10 protein-coding genes and 3 pseudogenes are annotated in these 15,766 nt (G+C 60.1%); 10 read left to right on the forward strand and 3 right to left on the reverse strand.

Annotated features, from left to right (window positions below; translation table 11 throughout):
* Nucleotides 1–123: 123 nt before the first annotated feature.
* A complete protein-coding gene (locus J3P97_RS11115; RefSeq protein WP_434568836.1) occupies nucleotides 124–1,017 on the reverse strand; it encodes a LysR family transcriptional regulator in 894 nt (297 codons plus the stop codon).
* A gap of 95 nt (nucleotides 1,018–1,112) precedes the next feature.
* Here J3P97_RS11115 and J3P97_RS11120 point away from each other — a divergent pair, with 95 nt between their 5' ends.
* The 5 genes and pseudogenes from J3P97_RS11120 to J3P97_RS11140 form a co-directional block, all read left to right on the forward strand.
* Nucleotides 1,113–2,279 carry an MFS transporter gene (locus J3P97_RS11120; protein ID WP_434568835.1) on the forward strand — a complete coding sequence of 389 codons (1,167 nt, stop codon included), beginning with the start codon at nucleotides 1,113–1,115 and terminating at the stop codon, nucleotides 2,277–2,279.
* A 226-nt stretch (nucleotides 2,280–2,505) separates the two neighbouring features.
* Nucleotides 2,506–3,546: an ABC transporter substrate-binding protein gene (locus tag J3P97_RS11125; RefSeq protein ID WP_434674541.1), complete on the forward strand. Its 1,041-nt coding sequence runs from the start codon at nucleotides 2,506–2,508 to the stop codon at nucleotides 3,544–3,546.
* 1,399 nt (nucleotides 3,547–4,945) lie between these two features.
* Nucleotides 4,946–5,839: pseudogene (locus tag J3P97_RS11130) on the forward strand (sensor histidine kinase); the annotation flags it as partial.
* Between the two features lie 309 nt (nucleotides 5,840–6,148).
* A pseudogene (locus J3P97_RS11135) lies at nucleotides 6,149–6,436 on the forward strand (response regulator transcription factor); the annotation flags it as partial.
* Nucleotides 6,437–7,003: 567 nt separating this feature from the next.
* A pseudogene (locus J3P97_RS11140) lies at nucleotides 7,004–7,297 on the forward strand (ATP-binding protein); the annotation flags it as partial.
* A gap of 58 nt (nucleotides 7,298–7,355) precedes the next feature.
* On the opposite strand, the gene J3P97_RS11145 reads toward J3P97_RS11140, so the two are convergent.
* Nucleotides 7,356–8,261: a LysR family transcriptional regulator gene (locus J3P97_RS11145; RefSeq protein WP_434604362.1), complete on the reverse strand. Its 906-nt coding sequence runs from the start codon at nucleotides 8,259–8,261 to the stop codon at nucleotides 7,356–7,358.
* Between the two features lie 87 nt (nucleotides 8,262–8,348).
* Here J3P97_RS11145 and J3P97_RS11150 point away from each other — a divergent pair, with 87 nt between their 5' ends.
* The 5 genes from J3P97_RS11150 to J3P97_RS11170 all read left to right on the forward strand — a co-directional run bounded on the left by J3P97_RS11150 (nucleotide 8,349) and on the right by J3P97_RS11170 (nucleotide 13,516).
* Nucleotides 8,349–9,479, forward strand: a complete 1,131-nt coding sequence (locus tag J3P97_RS11150) for an alanine racemase (RefSeq protein WP_434674140.1) — start codon at nucleotides 8,349–8,351, stop codon at nucleotides 9,477–9,479.
* A gap of 44 nt (nucleotides 9,480–9,523) precedes the next feature.
* Complete coding sequence (locus J3P97_RS11155; RefSeq protein ID WP_434604366.1) at nucleotides 9,524–9,895, forward strand: RidA family protein; 372 nt, start codon at nucleotides 9,524–9,526, stop codon at nucleotides 9,893–9,895.
* A 25-nt stretch (nucleotides 9,896–9,920) separates the two neighbouring features.
* On the forward strand, nucleotides 9,921–10,583 hold the full coding sequence (locus J3P97_RS11160; RefSeq protein ID WP_434674141.1) for an HAD family hydrolase: 663 nt from the start codon (nucleotides 9,921–9,923) through the stop codon (nucleotides 10,581–10,583).
* A gap of 223 nt (nucleotides 10,584–10,806) precedes the next feature.
* Nucleotides 10,807–12,120, forward strand: a complete 1,314-nt coding sequence (locus J3P97_RS11165) for a dicarboxylate/amino acid:cation symporter (protein ID WP_434674142.1) — start codon at nucleotides 10,807–10,809, stop codon at nucleotides 12,118–12,120.
* A 151-nt stretch (nucleotides 12,121–12,271) separates the two neighbouring features.
* Complete coding sequence (locus J3P97_RS11170; RefSeq protein ID WP_434674143.1) at nucleotides 12,272–13,516, forward strand: serine hydrolase domain-containing protein; 1,245 nt, start codon at nucleotides 12,272–12,274, stop codon at nucleotides 13,514–13,516.
* Nucleotides 13,517–13,654: 138 nt separating this feature from the next.
* Here J3P97_RS11170 and J3P97_RS11175 read toward each other — a convergent pair whose 3' ends face one another.
* Entirely contained in the window at nucleotides 13,655–15,640 is a 1,986-nt protein-coding gene (locus tag J3P97_RS11175) for a M10 family metallopeptidase C-terminal domain-containing protein (RefSeq protein ID WP_434674144.1), read from the reverse strand.
* Nucleotides 15,641–15,766 lie beyond the last annotated feature (126 nt).

The raw sequence follows: 15,766 nt of genomic DNA on the forward strand, positions 1-15,766 counted from the left end.
AGTTGTATGGCTTATGGTCTGGAGCGAAACTGAGCTTAGCAGCTGGATTGTCAACGCATTCTGCGCTGCCGGTATTTTCTGCGCAGGGGCCGAATCTGTTCATGCGTGAGATACAGCTCAACCTCACATCCGATGCTGCTCCAGCAGAAAGTCCACAAACACCCGTACCCGCGCCGGCATCGCCGCCCCCCCCACGAAGACTGCATGGATCGGCTCCCGGTCTCCGGGGTTCCAGTCATCCAGCAGCGATACCAGATCGCCGCGTTGCAGATCCTCGGCCACGCTGAACTCGCCGATACGGGCGATGCCAGCGCCTAACCGTGCGAACTGTGCCAGCGCCTCACCACTGCTACATTCGATGTTGCCGCTGACCTTCAGGGAAAACTCTTTGCCGTCGCGGGTGAAGGGCCAGTTGGGTTCGGCGCGACGGAAGTTGAAGCGCAGGCAGTTGTGCCGCAGCAGGTCTTCCGGTACCTCGGGGGTGCCGTGTCGTTGCAGATACTCGGGAGAAGCCACCACCACCTGGCCGGTGTCGCCGATCCTGCGCGCGGTCAGCGGGCTGTCGGGCAGGTGGCCAAACCGCACCGCCACATCGGCCTGGCCGCCGAGAATGTCGACCACTTCGTCGCCAAGGGTGAGGTCGACGACGATGTTCGGGTAGCGGGCGCTGAATGCGGCCACCAGAGGAACGATGGTCTGCCGCCCATGGCCGAGGGCGGCACTGACCCGCAAACGGCCCTTGGGCACGCCCTGGTCGGCGATGGCCTCTTCGACCTCGGCCATGTCGGCAAGGATACGCCGGGCTGCGCGCAGGTAAGCCTCGCCTTCGGCGGTGAAGGTGATCGAGCGGGTGGTGCGCAACAGCAGGCGGGTGCCGAGCCGTTGTTCGGTTCGCGCGATGATCCGACTGACTGCCGAGGGCGTCAGCCCCAGTGCACGAGCGGCAGCGGACAAGCTGCCTTCCTGCGCCACCGTGGCGAACATAGCCATTTCACCTGATCTGCCGTTGAAGTCCATTTGTGCTCCGTACGCAAAGGTGCTTGCCAGAAATGCTATCTACCGCTTGCAAAGGCCGAATCGTAGCATTTGCGGCATAGATAAGGAGGCTTCCCATGCGTATCAATCCACCGCTTGTCGCACTCGCCATTGGTGCCTTTGGCATCGGCGTTACCGAGTTCGCCCCCATGGGCATGTTGCCGGGCATCGCCGCGGATCTCGGCGTTTCCATTCCCGCCGCGGGTCTGTTGGTCAGTGCCTACGCCCTGGGCGTGCTGCTCGGCGCGCCGCTGATGACCTTGACCACCGGCAGAATTCCCCGACGCTATCTGCTGATCGGACTCATGGCGATTTTCACCCTGGGTAACCTGATGTCAGCGCTGGCGACCGATTACTACAGCCTGATGGTCGCCAGGGTGGTGACCTCACTGAACCACGGTGCGTTTTTTGGCGTCGGCTCCATCGTCGCCGCCAGCGTGGTCGCCCCGGAAAAACGTGCCGGGGCGGTCGCGGCCATGTTCATGGGCCTGACCCTGGCGACCATCGGCGGTGTGCCGTTGGCGGCCTGGTTTGGCGATTTGTTTGGCTGGCGCACCGCGTTCTGGGGAATTACCGGATTGGGCGTAATGGCAATGGCTGCGTTGTGGTTCGCGCTGCCCAACCTGCCGGCGCCGCAAAGCAGCGGGGTGCTGGCGGAAATTCGGGTGCTGGGCCGTGGCCCGGTGCTCGGGGCGTTGGCCCTGACGGTAGTCGGCTCGGGCGCAATGTTCACCGTCTTCACCTACATCGCTCCGATCCTGACCAGCGAGACCCATGCCTCCAGTGCCTTTGTCACGGCCATGTTGGTGCTGTTCGGCGTGGGGCTGACGCTGGGCAATATGTGGGGCGGCAAGGCCGCGGATCGTTCGATAGACCGGACCCTGATCGTTTCCCTTAGCGTGCTGATTCTCGTCCTGCTGGCGTTCACGGTACTGATGCGCTGGCCGCTGCCGGCCGCGGTTGCCATCCTCATCTGGGGTGTCGCCAGTTTTGCCTTGGTACCGCCATTGCAAATGCGCGTTATGGAAGCCGCCAAGGACGCGCCCAACCTGGCCTCGGCAGTGAATATCGGCGCCTTCAACTTCGGCAACGCGATTGGTGCGGCGCTGGGCGGCGCGGTGATCAACGCGGGGTTGGGTTACCCGGCGATTTCCCTGGCCGGCGCGGCAATGGCGGGTCTGGGGCTGCTGATGGTGCTGGCTTTTGCCTGGCGTGCCCGAGGGGTTGCGGCTGCGGCGTTGTGAAGGTGGCGCGATTAGCGGGCTCGGCTGGCTGAAATCCTCCGTGGCCGCGCGAAGCAGGCACGTTGGGACTATGCTCATTGCCACTACCGTCGTTGCACGGGTTTCAGTCGCCGCCAAGGAAAGGAGTCTGTACGTGTCTGATACTTCATGCCCGGTTCCATTATTGAAATGGCCCTTGATCCACAGCGTCCTTTGGCGCCTCGCCGGTTGCGTGACCGGGCTGGCGATGCTTGCCGCCCATCCAGCCCAAGCGGCCGACGGCGGTGTCGCCGGCGGCTCTACCGCAAGCTATAGCATTGCCTTCAGCAATTCATACGCAGGCAGCGATTTTCGCAAGGTGATGGTGCGCAACTGGCAGGAAATTGCGTCCCAGGCGCAAAAGGACGGCTTGATCCGCGAGGCTCCGGTGGTCAGCGCCAACAACTCGGCGTCGGAACAAGCGGCCCATATCCAGGACATGATCGTCAATGGCGTGAACGCCATCGTCATCCTGGCCGCGTCCGACACGGCGCTGAACGGGGTGATCCGCGATGCGTGCAATGCCGGCATCGTGGTGGTGGTCATGGCCAGCCTGGTCAGCGAAAGTTGCGTCTATACCGTGGATTACAACTGGTCCGCCATGGGCCGCGTGGAGATGGATTACATCGCCGAGCGCCTCAAGGGGAACGGAACGCTGCTGGAGATCCGCGGCATTGCCGGCGATGCCACCGATAAAAACATCAGCGACGGCATTCGCAAGGCCGCCAGCGACTATCCGGGCCTGAAGTTCGCCAAGACCGTGTATGGGAACTGGACGGCTTCCGTCGCCCGCAAAGAGGTGGCGCTGGCGCTGCCGTCGCTGCCGAGTATCGATGCCGTGGCGACTCAAGGAGGCGACGGTTATGGCGCGGCCATGGCGTTCAAGGCGGCGGGGCGGCCTTTGCCGATCATCGTGATGGGCAATCGTCAGGACGAACTCGCCCTGTGGAAACAGGAGCGCGATGCCAATGGCTACGAGACCGTCTCTGTTTCTGCCTCCCCCAGCGTTTCCCAGGTAGGTTTCTGGGTGGCGCAGCAGATTCTGGCGGGCAAGCAGGTGCCGAAGTTCGTCGAAGTGCCGCTGGTACGTATCGATGCGAAAGACCTGGACGCCTGGCTCGCGACCATGCCGGTGGGCGGCGCCGCCAATCCTTTCTACAGCCAGGCTTCAGTAGCCGCGATGATCGACGCGGCCAACAACAATACGGCGCCGCCAGCGACGCCTTTGCCGGAGGTTACGAAGCAGTAGTGGCGGGGGAGTGGAGAGGCGCAGCGCCATGGTGACATTCAAGCCCGTCACCGACAGGCCCATTGCCGTCAGGATCGGGCTGGCGGTCGCCGCGCTGGTGTTCCTGATGCTGGCGGTGTCGCTGGTGAACCTCTATGGCTTGCGAGGCATGGTCCGCGCGGTGGATTCCGCCAGCCATTCGGCGGAGATCCTGGCCTCGGTCAACGGCGCCACCGGGCGTGTGGAAAACTTCATCGCCACTCGCGATCCTGAGAGCCTGTCCCAGGCCGAAGGCATGGTGGCGACGGCGATCGCCGGCCTCAGCGCCATTCCGGCGGCCGAGGCGCAATCGCTCAAGGGCAGCCTGGAACGGCTCGCCGCGGCGATCACCGCCTTGCGCGCGGCGACCCTGACCATGGATGGCGAAACGGAGAACATGACCGCCCATTACGGGCGGATGCGCGAGGCGACGATTCTCGTCGAACAGGGCATCGCAGATGGCCTGAAGGGGCTCGATGCCCGCACCGCCGGCCACGAGGCGCGGGTGAGCGACATCGAAAGCGCCCACCGCATCCTGGATGTCCTGCGCAACGGCGAACGGATCATCACCGCCCATGTGGCCAAGATGTTGGTGACCCAGGATGCGGCGGCTGCCATCGCGGCGCGCAACGCCTGCGCGGCGCTCCTGCCGGTGATCGAGCAACTGCGCGAGGTGACGGGGGCGCCGCAGGAAACGGAGATCCTTGATCAGTTGGCGGCGGCGGTCGCTGCTGCCAGCGTCGCGGTAGAGCACCTTGGCGAGGCCCCCAGACGCCAGGGAGACGAAGCTTTGCGGCAGCTCGCCGCCGTCGGGGATGCGGCCGCGCGCCTCGAGGCGATGCTGGCTGACGCGGATGGGCTCGTCGGCCACGACGCAAGCGATATTCAGGCAGCGACCGGCTTGCTGCACAACGCCGCCGCGTTATCCAAGCGTTTCGCCGAGCGTGTCGCCACGCTGGAAGCGCAGACCTTGTCGTTTCGCCTGTCACCGTCGGCCGAAACCGCCCGCTCTGTCGGCCTGATTCTCGACGAGCTCTCCCGTCTCGCTCGGGTTCTGCCTTCGTCCGTCGGACTGCAAGCCAAGGCGACGCCCCTGACGGTCAGTGATCAGATTGCCGGCTACCGGGCGGCCTTTGCCAGGTTCCATCAGGCGAGCAATGCCTTGAGCGCGGCGCGCGACGAGGTTCGCAACGAGGCACGGAGCGCCGGCCTGTTGGTTGCGCGCTTTGCGGGTGAAGCGCGCTCCGACGCCTTGGTCCACAACGATCGCGGCATGCTTGCGACGATAGTTGCGGGCACCGTCGCCGTCCTGCTGGCCGGTGCCATCGCCTGGAGCACATCACGATTTGTCGCGCAGCCCATCGTGGCCCTGGCCTCGGTCATGCGCCGGCTTGCGGCCGGCGACCTGGACGCCGAGATTGCCAGCGCCGCACGCGGGGACGAGATTGGAATCATGACCCGCGCCGTACGGGTGTTCCAGGAGAATGCCCTGCGCATCCGGGTGCTGGAGGCCGAGGCCGAGGCCGAGCGACAGCAGGTCCAGGCCTCTTTGGAGCGAATGGTCGCCGAACGGACCGACACGTTGCACCAACAGACCGACATACTGGAGGCGCAGGCCGTCGAACTCATTCAGGCGCGCAACCAGGCCGAGACGGCCAACCAGGCAAAGAGCGATTTTGTCGCCACGGTCAGCCACGAACTGCGCACTCCCCTGACCCTCATCCTCGCTCCCCTGGAACAGCTCTCGGCGGCGGACACCCCGCCAGCGGACTGGCGTGTGCAGGTCGAACGTGCCCAACGCAACGCATTGCGCTTGATGAACCGGGTGAACGACATCCTCGACTTTTCCAAGGCCGAAGCTGGCAAGTTCGAGCTGTGTCCCTCGTCGGTTGATTTGAACAAGGCGGTGGGGGTGCTGGCCGAGGACGCCGCCATGGTCGCCGAGGGCAAAGGCTGCACCTTGACTTGCAGCATCGATCCCGCGCTCGGCACGGTGTTTCTGGACCCCCGGCACTTCGAGAAAATCCTCCTTAACCTGGTGAGCAATGCCATCAAGTTCACGCCCGGCGGTGGCACCGTACACCTGGCAGTGAAGCCGATCGAAGGCGAGCGATTTGAGTTAGCGGTGCAAGACTCGGGAATCGGCATAGAGCCGGACAAACTGCCGCTGTTGTTCCAGCGTTTTTCCCAGATCGACAACTCCGCCACGCGCCATTACAGCGGCACCGGCATCGGTCTCGCCCTGGTCAAGGACCTGGCCGAACTGATGGGCGGCGAAGTTGGCGTCAACAGCGAGCCTGGACGGGGTTCGCGCTTCTTTGTCCGGCTTCCGCTGGGGGCTGAGCAGAACACCCTGCCGACCGAAGCCAGCCATATGCTTGAGCGATCATCGGCGGGCACAACCAGTACGATGGAGCAGCGCCACCTGCGTTTTGACGATGGCCGCCAGGGCAGTCGCAACGACCTCGCTTCGACGCAAGGCGCAGACGACGAGCCGCATCCGGAACATGCCCTGCGATTCAGAGTGCTGGTGGTGGACGACAGCCCGGAAATGCTCAGTTATCTCAGCGAGCTTCTGCAGAACGACTACATCGTCGCCACCGCAACGGATGGAGAGCAGGCCTGGGCACTGCTGCAGCTTCGACCCATCGACGTGATCGTCTCGGATGTGATGATGCCCAAGCTCGACGGTTTCGGCCTGACCGCCAGGATCAAAGCCAGCGCCGGTTTTGCCCATCTGCCGGTAATCCTGGTGACCGCCCGCGGCGGTAGCGAGGCCTGTATCTCCGGGCTGGAAAGTGGCGCCGACGACTATATCGCCAAACCCTTCTCGCCGCTGGAGCTCAAGGCTCGCGTACGCGCGGCGCTGCGCATGAGCCAGGTGCAAAGCGAACTGCAGGCAAAATCCCGCCAGGCGGGCATGGCCGAAATCGCCACGACTGTGCTGCACAACGTCGGTAACGTCCTCAACAGCGTGAACGTATCGGCAGAACTGGTCAGCAGCCAGATGCGCACCTCCAAGGCCCAGGGGCTGGGCAAAGTGGCGCGGCTGATGAACGAACACGTCCACGACCTGAGCGATTTTCTGACCACGGACAACAAGGGAAGGATGCTGCCCGATTACCTGCTCAAGCTGGCGCAAGTGGTGACGGAAGAGCAGCAGGGCATCATCGAAGAGCTCGGGCAACTCATCAAAGGCATCGACCACATCAAAACCATCGTCGCTGCCCAGCAGTCCTATGCCGTTGCTGTCAGCGTCGTCGAGACAGTACCGGTCTCGGAGCTGATCGATGATGCCTTGCGCATGAGTGCCGGATCACTGGCACGCAAGGAGGTGACGGTGGTCAAGGACATTGCCGACTTGCCTCTGCTGTCGCTGGACCGGCACCGGGTGCTGCTGATTCTGGTGAACCTGATCCGCAACGCCAGGCAGGCGCTGGATGGCGTGAACGATTGCAGCTCCTGTATCACGTTCTGCGCGTCCCTTGTCGACGGATCAGCATTGCGTATCACGGTGGCCGACAACGGCAACGGGATTGCGCCAGAGCACCTGGCGCGGATCTTTTCCCATGGCTTCACCACTCGCAAGGACGGCCACGGTTTCGGCCTGCACAGTTGCGCGCTCGCCGCGCAGGAAATGGGCGGCAGCTTGACCGTGCACAGCGACGGGGCAGGGCAGGGCGCGACCTTTATCCTTGATATTCCCGTTGATGCTGCGCTGAGCAAACGCTAGGCATCCCCCTTGGCCTCCAGCCCACGGTAATAATCAATCTTGGCTTGCGGTGCAAAATCTATTGTCGCCAGAGTGGTTGCGGCCGGAAGTGATCCTGGAGGAAGCGCAGAAATTTGAGCGTTCTTGCGGGCAGCCCTTCGCGTTGATGCGTCAGCGCAACAATATTGGCCTCTGGAAGTTTCCAACCCGGCAGTAGTCGTATCAACGTCCCCTCCGCCAGCGCATCGGCAACGTCCCATTCAGAACGCATGATGATGCCGTTCCCTTCGCAAGCCCATTGCCGAATAACACTTCCATCGTTGCAGCTCAACGCTGGGCGGATTCGCACGTTGTGTGTTTTACCCGCGCGCGTGAAATGCCAGAGCGTGACGTCTTCGTTGTTTTCCCGCAATGCAATGCAAGGCAGGGTAGCCAGCTGGTCGGGATGTTCCGGCAGCCCGTGCTGTTCAATAAAGTCCGGTGAGGCGCATACGTAGCGACGGTTGGGGGCAATGGGATGGCCCACCAGATTGGAGGTGCGCAGTTCCCCAATATGGATAACCACATCAAATCGGTCAGTCGCTTCGACCATAGGCTGTTCCGACAGACTCAATGCTATCTCTACATCTGGATGCAGGCGCTGGAAAGCTGCCACGACGGGTGCCACGTGCAGTCGCCCAAATCCGAATGGTGCGTTGATTTTCAACTTGCCGACGAAGCCACTACGCCGCTCTTGCAAATCCGCCAGTAGGGAATCGAACTGCTCGACCAGCTCGGCTCCACGCAGGCACAAGAACTCGCCCTCATCGGTAAAGCGCAGCTGCCGGGCTGACCGATCCAGCAATCGAATCGACAGTTTTTTCTCCATTTGCTGAAGTCGCTGGGTCACCGCCGAAGGCGTCAGACCCAGCTTGCGTGACGCGGCCAACAAGCTCTCGCTTTCCCGGACGACCAAGAGAAAGCGGAGATCAACTGTCTCGTTCATTAAGAATCACTGAATATTAGAATTAGAAGGTTTAAATTTTAATCTGAAACTGGAGGCTTAGAATAGCGCTATTCCAGGAGACCAGACATGTCAGCATTCACTCATATCGAAACCCCCGCCTTATTGCTGGAGCGCGATCAACTCGATGCGAACATCCAGCGGATGCGCCAAAAGCTGGCAGCATTCAACGTGGACTTACGGCCACACGTGAAGACCAATAAATCGTTGGAAGTCACCGAGCGATTGTTTGCAGGCGGGCGCGGCCCGATCACCGTTTCAACCCTGCGGGAGGCCGATTTCTTTTTCGAGGCCGGGTTCACCGACATCTTGTATGGCGTCGGCATTGCGCCCAACAAATTCGCTCATGCCGCTGCATTGATCGGTAAAGGCGCACAGCTCAAGCTGGTACTCGACAATCTGGACACCGCCAGGTTACTGGCCGAATTCGCCGAATCGTCGGGTCATGTTTTTGATGTTTTGTTGGAAATCGATTGCGACGGTCACCGTTCCGGTCTTGGCCCGCAATCACCGCTGCTGGTGGAAATCGCGCGGCTGCTGAGCGCCAATGGCGTCAGGGTCAGCGGCCTGATGACACATGCCGGCAAGTCTTACGACAGTCAGTCAATCGCTGAAATCGAAGCCAGCGCCCGGCATGAACGCGCGGCGATTATCGATGCCAGCCAAATGCTGACGAATGCAGGCTTCGACCTGTCGATCATCAGTGTCGGCTCGACACCCACGGCACTTTTTACCGAGGATTTATCCGGGGTGACAGAAGTACGCGCGGGTGTATTCGCCTTTTTCGATCTGGTCATGGCGGGCTTGGGCGTTTGTCAGGTGCAGGATATCGCCGTCTCGGTTCTGACGACTGTAATCGGTCATCAAATTGAAAAAGGCTGGATCATTACGGATGCGGGATGGATGGCACTTTCCCGTGATCGTGGTACCGCCAGACAGGCGGTCGATCAGGGCTATGGCATCGTCTGTGACGCCAGCGGCCAGCCCATCGGCGACCTGATCGTCAGCGCCACCAATCAGGAGCACGGGATCATTTCATCGCGGGCCGGGAAGCTTGAAGCCTCAAGCTTGCTGCCCTTGGGCACGCTGCTGCGGATCCTGCCGAACCACGCCTGTGCCACCTCAGCGCAGCACGCGGGTTATCACGTTTTCAGCGAGGGGCGCAGTGTGGGGTACTGGCCACGCATCGCGGGTTGGTAATTCATTCAGCTGAACACAAACTTTGATCAATCAAGGAGAGGCCAATGAAGTTGATTACAGCAGAGAAGCTGCCTGTACCCGGTGGGCATTACTCACATGGGGTCATGGCAGGAAAACTTCTTTTCATTTCTGGCCAGTTGCCGTTTCCGCCTGATGCACAAGAGTTCCCCGATGGCGTAGAAGCCCAGGCTATTCAGGCAATGGCAAATGTAGAAGCGGTGCTTCAGGCAGCGGGTGCTTCGCTTAGTCACTTGGTCAACGTGCAAATATACATCGTTGATGTTGCTGACTGGCCGACCGTGAATCTTGCGTATTCAACGCTGATGGGGCCGCATCGTCCCGCAAGAGCGATCATTCCGTGTGGTCCACTCCATCACGGGGCTTTGGTGGAAATTTCAGCAGTGGCTGAAGTTTAAATACTTTTCAAGAAGGGCAGTTGTTATGAATTCGATTGAAAACAATCTTCAGCAAACTCCGGTGAAACTCGTTCTGTTCGATTTGCTCACCGCTCTGCTGGACTCATGGACGCTATGGAATTGCGTGGCAGGCTCCGATGAAATGGGCCGCACCTGGCGTATGGCTTACTTGAAGGCGACTTACGGCTGTGGTGCTTACCGGCCTTATGAAACGTTAGTCGAAGAGGCTGCGATCAGTGTCGGACTAGGCAAGGAGGCCGCGCAGAATCTGGAGGCACGCTGGACGCAGTTACAACCTTGGCCTGAGGCCAAACGCGTGCTCACCGAGTTGGCGCCTCACTACAAGCTCGGTGTGGTGACCAACTGTTCGGAGCGGTTGGGGCGCATCGCAGCGGATCTTCTGGGAGTGCCATTTGACGTCATTGTCACTTCTGAACAGGCCGGCTTCTACAAACCCGATGCGGAACCCTACAGGCTCGCCCTGCAAATAGCAGGGGTAGAGCCCGCTCACGCCGTATTCGTGGCGGGCTCTGCTTACGATCTGTTTGGCACGCAGAAAGTTGGCTTGCCAACCTTTTGGCATAACAGAGTAGGACTCGATGCGCCCGCAGGTGCGCCTGATCCCTTAATCATGCGTCCGACATTGGATAGCCTGGTTGAGGATATTAAAAATCTGAGCGGCAAATAAACGTGATGCTGCTCATCGCCGTCATTCTCTGCAGTCCCGATAGAGGGGGCGCTTACAGTGGCGTCTCCACAGGACAGCACGTTGAACCTGCCGCGAACACACGCGACCCATAAGTTCAGTTATTTCTCTTCTTACTTAAAACAAATTCTTCCATCAAAGGAAGGTGTATGTAACGGGTGCTGTGGTCCGAGGACCTCGCACGTGTCCAAAACGAGGTTCCGCCATGTCTGCTGAAACCCAAATCCGCAAACCGTTCTACAAGATTCTGTATCTCCAAGTCCTGTTCGCGATCGCAATCGGCATCCTGATTGGCCACTTCTATCCGGAAACCGGTACCACGTTAAAACCGCTCGGTGATGGTTTTATCAAGCTGATCAAAATGATCATTGCCCCCATCATCTTTTGTACCGTAGTCACCGGCATCGCAGGCATGCAAAACATGAAAGCGGTGGGAAAGACCGGTGGCTATGCGCTTCTATACTTCGAGATTGTTTCGACAATCGCCCTGTTGATCGGGCTGGCTGTGGTGAACTTCGTGCAGCCGGGCGCTGGAATGCATATCGATCCGTCCACGCTCGATGCGTCGGGTATTGCTGCGTACGCTGCCGCAGGCAAAGAGCAGAGCACCATTCAGTTCCTCCTGCATATTATCCCCAACACGATTGTTGGCGCGTTTGCTGAGGGTGAGATTCTGCAGGTGCTGTTCTTCTCTGTACTGTTTGGCTACGCACTGCATCGCATCGGTGATTATGGGCGTCGGGTGTTCGAGTTCATCGAGAGCATCTCCCAGGTGTTGTTCAGCATCATGGGTGTGGTCATGAAAGTCGCGCCCATCGGTGCGCTGGGTGCGATGGCCTTCACTATCGGTAAGTACGGTGTCGGTTCTTTAGTCCAGTTGGGCTATCTGATGCTGTGTTTTTACTTCACCTGCGTGGTCTTCGTACTGGGGATATTGGGATCGATAGCGCGCCTGCATGGGTTCAGCATTTTCAAGTTCATCAAGTACATTCGCGAAGAGCTCCTGATCGTCCTGGGCACTTCGTCGTCCGAGACCGCGTTACCACTCATGATCGTCAAGATGCAGAAGCTCGGCGCGCATAAGTCCGTCGTGGGCCTGGTCGTCCCGACCGGTTATTCCTTCAACCTTGATGGCACTTCCATTTACCTCACCATGGCGGCGATTTTCCTCGCCCAAGCCACCGATACGCCCATGGACATTACGCACCAGATTACGTTGTTGCTGGTCTTGCTAGTCACATCAAAGGGGGCGGCGGGTGTAACGGGCAGTGGCTTCATCGTCTTGGCGGCGACGCTGTCGTCAGTAGGGCATGTGCCCGTTGCTGCGCTGGCCTTGATTCTGGGGATAGACCGTTTCATGTCTGAAGCGCGGGCATTGACCAATCTGATCGGTAATGGGGTGGCGACAATCGTGGTTGCCAAGTGGTGTGGGCAGTTGGACGAAAAGGTGCTTCAAAAGAGGCTGGAAGAGGGCCCTGGAGTGGCGGCTGTCGGTTCGTCGGCAACGCCAGTCGCCTAAGAATCGCAGGGCTGAGGTTGTAAAAAAAGGACCGCTTTAAAGGGGGACAGCATCGTCCTGCAGCCCGGGCGTGATTTCAATGAGTAGGCTATGGTTCAAGCGGGCGCGTGTCTCGACGTGCGTGAATAGCAAATCAAAATAAGGATAGGTTATGCACTCATCCGCTATTTTTGGTGTGGCTGCGGCTGGTCGCTCGCTGCTTCTCTCCCTCGGTCTGCTCGCTGCGGGTATCAACGCGGGCGCATGGGCTGAGGATTATCCCCACGCCCAGGAACCGATTGGCACCGTGGAGCAGATCTATGACGGCGCCATGCTCCCCGATCTGGCGGTCAGTACGTACCGCAACATCGACCGGCTGTTCCCTACCCACAGGATCAAAGCCGGGGATCACCCGTATGCGCTGCCGAAATCAGACAAACAGTTGCCCAACGTTCGCTTCACTGTCGGGGACAAAAAGTACGACCTGTATGACTTCGTCGCGCTGGACAGCATTACGGCGATGCTTGTGCTCAAGGACGGCAAGATCGTGTTCGAGACCTACCAGCGAGGCAACACCGAGAAAACCCGATGGATGTCGATGTCGATAGCCAAGTCCATCACCTCTACGCTGGCGGCTGCAGCGATCAAGGACGGCCTTATCAAGAGTCTTGATGCGCAAGTGGTGGATTACGTTCCCGAGCTCAAGGGCAGCGCCTACGAAGGCGTGACCGTGCGCAACGTGCTGATGATGTCTTCGGGCGTGAAGTGGAACGAGACCTACACCGATCCGGCGTCCGATCGTCGCGCGCTACTCAAAGCGCAGATATCGCAGAAACCGCGTTCGACCATGGCCTTGATGGCAAGTTTGCCGCGAGCAGCCGAGCCCGGCACGGCCAACACTTACAGCACTGGCGAAACGCAGGTACTCGGCGAGATCGTCCGTGGCGCTGTGAAGATGCCGCTGGCCGATTATCTATCGCAGAAGATCTGGCAGCCGTTCGGTATGGAGAGTGATGCCCGGTGGTGGCTCGATTCGCCTGACGGCGTGGAAATCGGTGGCAGTGGTATCAGTGCCACGCTGCGCGATTATGGACGCTTCGGGCTGTTTTTCATGAACGGCGGCAAGATCAATGGCACCTCGATTCTGCCCGAAGGCTGGGTCAAGGAGGCGACGCTGCCGACCACCCTCAAAGGCGGCAAGTCCCTGGACTACGGTTATATGTGGTGGACGGCGTGGACCGAGCCGTCGGTGAAAGACGGCGCCTATTCGGCGGTCGGAATCCAGGGCCAGAACATCTACGTCAACCCTGCCAATAACGTCGTGATTGTCACCTTCGGTGCCCAGCCCAAGCCGGTGGACAAAGAGCCGATCGACCCGATGGTATTCTTCGATGCCGTGGTGGCTGCGTTGAAGTAAATTCGCGCATCGAATGACGTTAAGCTTCGCGGCGCGGAAGAACAACTGCGGGGAGTAACGAAGAGCGGCCTGTTCCGTTGGATGACATCCCCGCGTCGAGTGCTAACTGCCTAAGACAAAACTATCCAGGCCTGCGTTTCACACTAGGGCGTCAGCCACTCCGATCAACTGAAAGAGGTCCTCCTCCAAGGGCTCGGCGAAGATGATGTTCAAGTCACGGTAACCGGAGTGATCCCCTGCCAGGCTCAACTCGAATCTGGCCCCGGACGCGTCGGCTTCGTAGTTCTTCAAGTAAGTCAGGTTCTTGGCCTCATTAAAAACCACGTCCAACGTGCCGTTGTAACCATTTCCCAATCGAGTAAAGCCCAAGACGGACAAGTCGATCGTGTCTTCACCCGCGGTATAGTCAATCAGGCGATCAGTGTGGTTTTCGGTGGCGGTACGGTAGCTGTCGCTCAATGCGTCGAAGCGGAACACATCGTTGTTGCCGCCACCCGCCAATAGGTCCCGACCATTTCCGCCAACCAGTACATCATTCCCCAGTGCGCCATTAAGGCGATCATCGCCTGCGAATCCTTCGATGATTTCGCCTCGAGCGTTGCCTTGTAAACGATCAGCCCCTTCGGTGCCCATCAGTCTGGCTTGTTGAAACAGGACGTTGGTTTCATTCAGCGTCTGGCCCAGGTTACCGTCGAAGGCCACTTCGAAGCGTTCCCCATCCGCGTTGGCCTCGAAACTCTTGAGGTAGGTCCGGGTCCCGCTTTCATTGACGCGTATCGCCAGCGTTCCGTCATATCCATTGCCCAGCCCGAGGAAGCCGAGGGAGGAGAGGTCGATCGTATCGGTGCTGGGGTCGAAGTCGGTGATTCGGTCGCTATGGGCCGTGGTTGCGGTTCGGTAGCTGTCTGCGGCTGACTGGTAACGGAACGTATCGGCCCCGGCGCCGCCCGTCAGCAGGTCACGACCTTGCTGGCCATCGAGCAGATCGTCACCGGCCCCGCCAGAGATCGCATCGTCGAACGAGGCGGTACCGAGCAGGAAGTCATCCTCGCGGCCACCGTCAAGGTGGTGATAGCCATCGTCGGGATTGCCAAAGCCGAGGTCCAGGCTACCGTCGGGGTTCAACTGGACCAAGGCGGCCAGATAACCGTCCGCGCTCGTCCCTTGGCTTCCGCCAATCAATAGCTTGCCGTTGGCCAGCAGGATCATGTCGGCGACTGCGAAAGGAGCGCTTTGCGAGCCCCAACTCACCTTACCCTGATCACCGAAACCGGTGTCGAGCGAGCCGTCGGCATTGAGGCGGATGACGCTCGCCACGCCGCCCGAGGCGCGCGCCAGCAGGATTTTGCCGTCATCCTGAATGACAAGGGCTTCTGGGTGAACATCCAGGGCGAGGCTGCCCCCGTTCGCAAAGCTGCTATCCAGAGTACCGTCCGGATTGAGGCGGGTCAGGGTATCTCGCCCGGTGACCAATACCTTCCCGTCTCCCTGCAGCGAAACGTCGATCGCGCTACCGGGGTGAATGCCCACGGACGCTGGCAGGTGCAGGACTCCAGCCTCGCCGAAAGACGAGACCAAGGTCCCCGTCGCGTCGAAGCGAGCGATATGAATTTCTCCAGAGGGATACCCGGCGCTTGCGAAAAAGCTGCCGTCGCGTTGTACGGAGAACGACGCTTGCTGGCCTAGATCTTCATTCCAGTAGAAAGGCACCGTCGCGGTGCCGCCATTCCCGAAACTGGTATCGAGGCTGCCGTCAGCCAAGGTACGGCTTACACCCGAAACCCAGGCATCGCCTACTTTCACGTAGAGCGCCGCCAGGTAGCCCCCTCCCGGCTGCACCGCAGCGTTACCACCGTCCTCGATATCGAGCGACACGGGGAGGAGGGACTTACCGTCTCCACTGAAGTTGCGATCCAGGCTACCGTCGGCATTGAACCGGACAAGGCTGCCGGTAAAGCCTGAATCTTCTTCGCCTCCTAATCCCAGGCGACTATAAGCGCCAAGCCAGATGGCACCGTCCGGATCGACCATGATGCCTGCGACGGTGTCCGAGCCCCATAAAGTCGTGATTACCATGCCGGTGTTCCGCGCAGCTGAAGCGGCGAGCGAAATGCTCTGACTCATGTCCATGCCTCCGGTAGCTATCTGGCGCCGAAAACTATAGACAGGGCTCAATCAGGTTGCCAGGTGAGCTGCGCAATTGGACGTACCCCGAAGCGGATCACCGGATGACGGCCAGCCTGTCCGTCA

Origin of the sequence: Pseudomonas sp. R1-15, assembly GCF_051132085.1 — a bacterium.
Lineage (GTDB): Bacteria > Pseudomonadota > Gammaproteobacteria > Pseudomonadales > Pseudomonadaceae > Aquipseudomonas.

What these genes read in the sequence shown, in the direction of transcription:
- J3P97_RS11115 (WP_434568836.1), bottom strand. Translation starts at nt 1,017, where the DNA reads ATGGACTTCAACGGCAGATCAGGTGAAATGGCTATGTTCGCCACGGTG.
- J3P97_RS11120 (WP_434568835.1), top strand. Translation starts at nt 1,113, where the DNA reads ATGCGTATCAATCCACCGCTTGTCGCACTCGCCATTGGTGCCTTTGGC.
- J3P97_RS11125 (WP_434674541.1), top strand. Translation starts at nt 2,506, where the DNA reads ATGCTTGCCGCCCATCCAGCCCAAGCGGCCGACGGCGGTGTCGCCGGC.
- J3P97_RS11145 (WP_434604362.1), bottom strand. Translation starts at nt 8,261, where the DNA reads ATGAACGAGACAGTTGATCTCCGCTTTCTCTTGGTCGTCCGGGAAAGC.
- J3P97_RS11150 (WP_434674140.1), top strand. Translation starts at nt 8,349, where the DNA reads ATGTCAGCATTCACTCATATCGAAACCCCCGCCTTATTGCTGGAGCGC.
- J3P97_RS11155 (WP_434604366.1), top strand. Translation starts at nt 9,524, where the DNA reads ATGAAGTTGATTACAGCAGAGAAGCTGCCTGTACCCGGTGGGCATTAC.
- J3P97_RS11160 (WP_434674141.1), top strand. Translation starts at nt 9,921, where the DNA reads ATGAATTCGATTGAAAACAATCTTCAGCAAACTCCGGTGAAACTCGTT.
- J3P97_RS11165 (WP_434674142.1), top strand. Translation starts at nt 10,807, where the DNA reads ATGTCTGCTGAAACCCAAATCCGCAAACCGTTCTACAAGATTCTGTAT.
- J3P97_RS11170 (WP_434674143.1), top strand. Translation starts at nt 12,272, where the DNA reads ATGCACTCATCCGCTATTTTTGGTGTGGCTGCGGCTGGTCGCTCGCTG.
- J3P97_RS11175 (WP_434674144.1), bottom strand. Translation starts at nt 15,640, where the DNA reads ATGAGTCAGAGCATTTCGCTCGCCGCTTCAGCTGCGCGGAACACCGGC.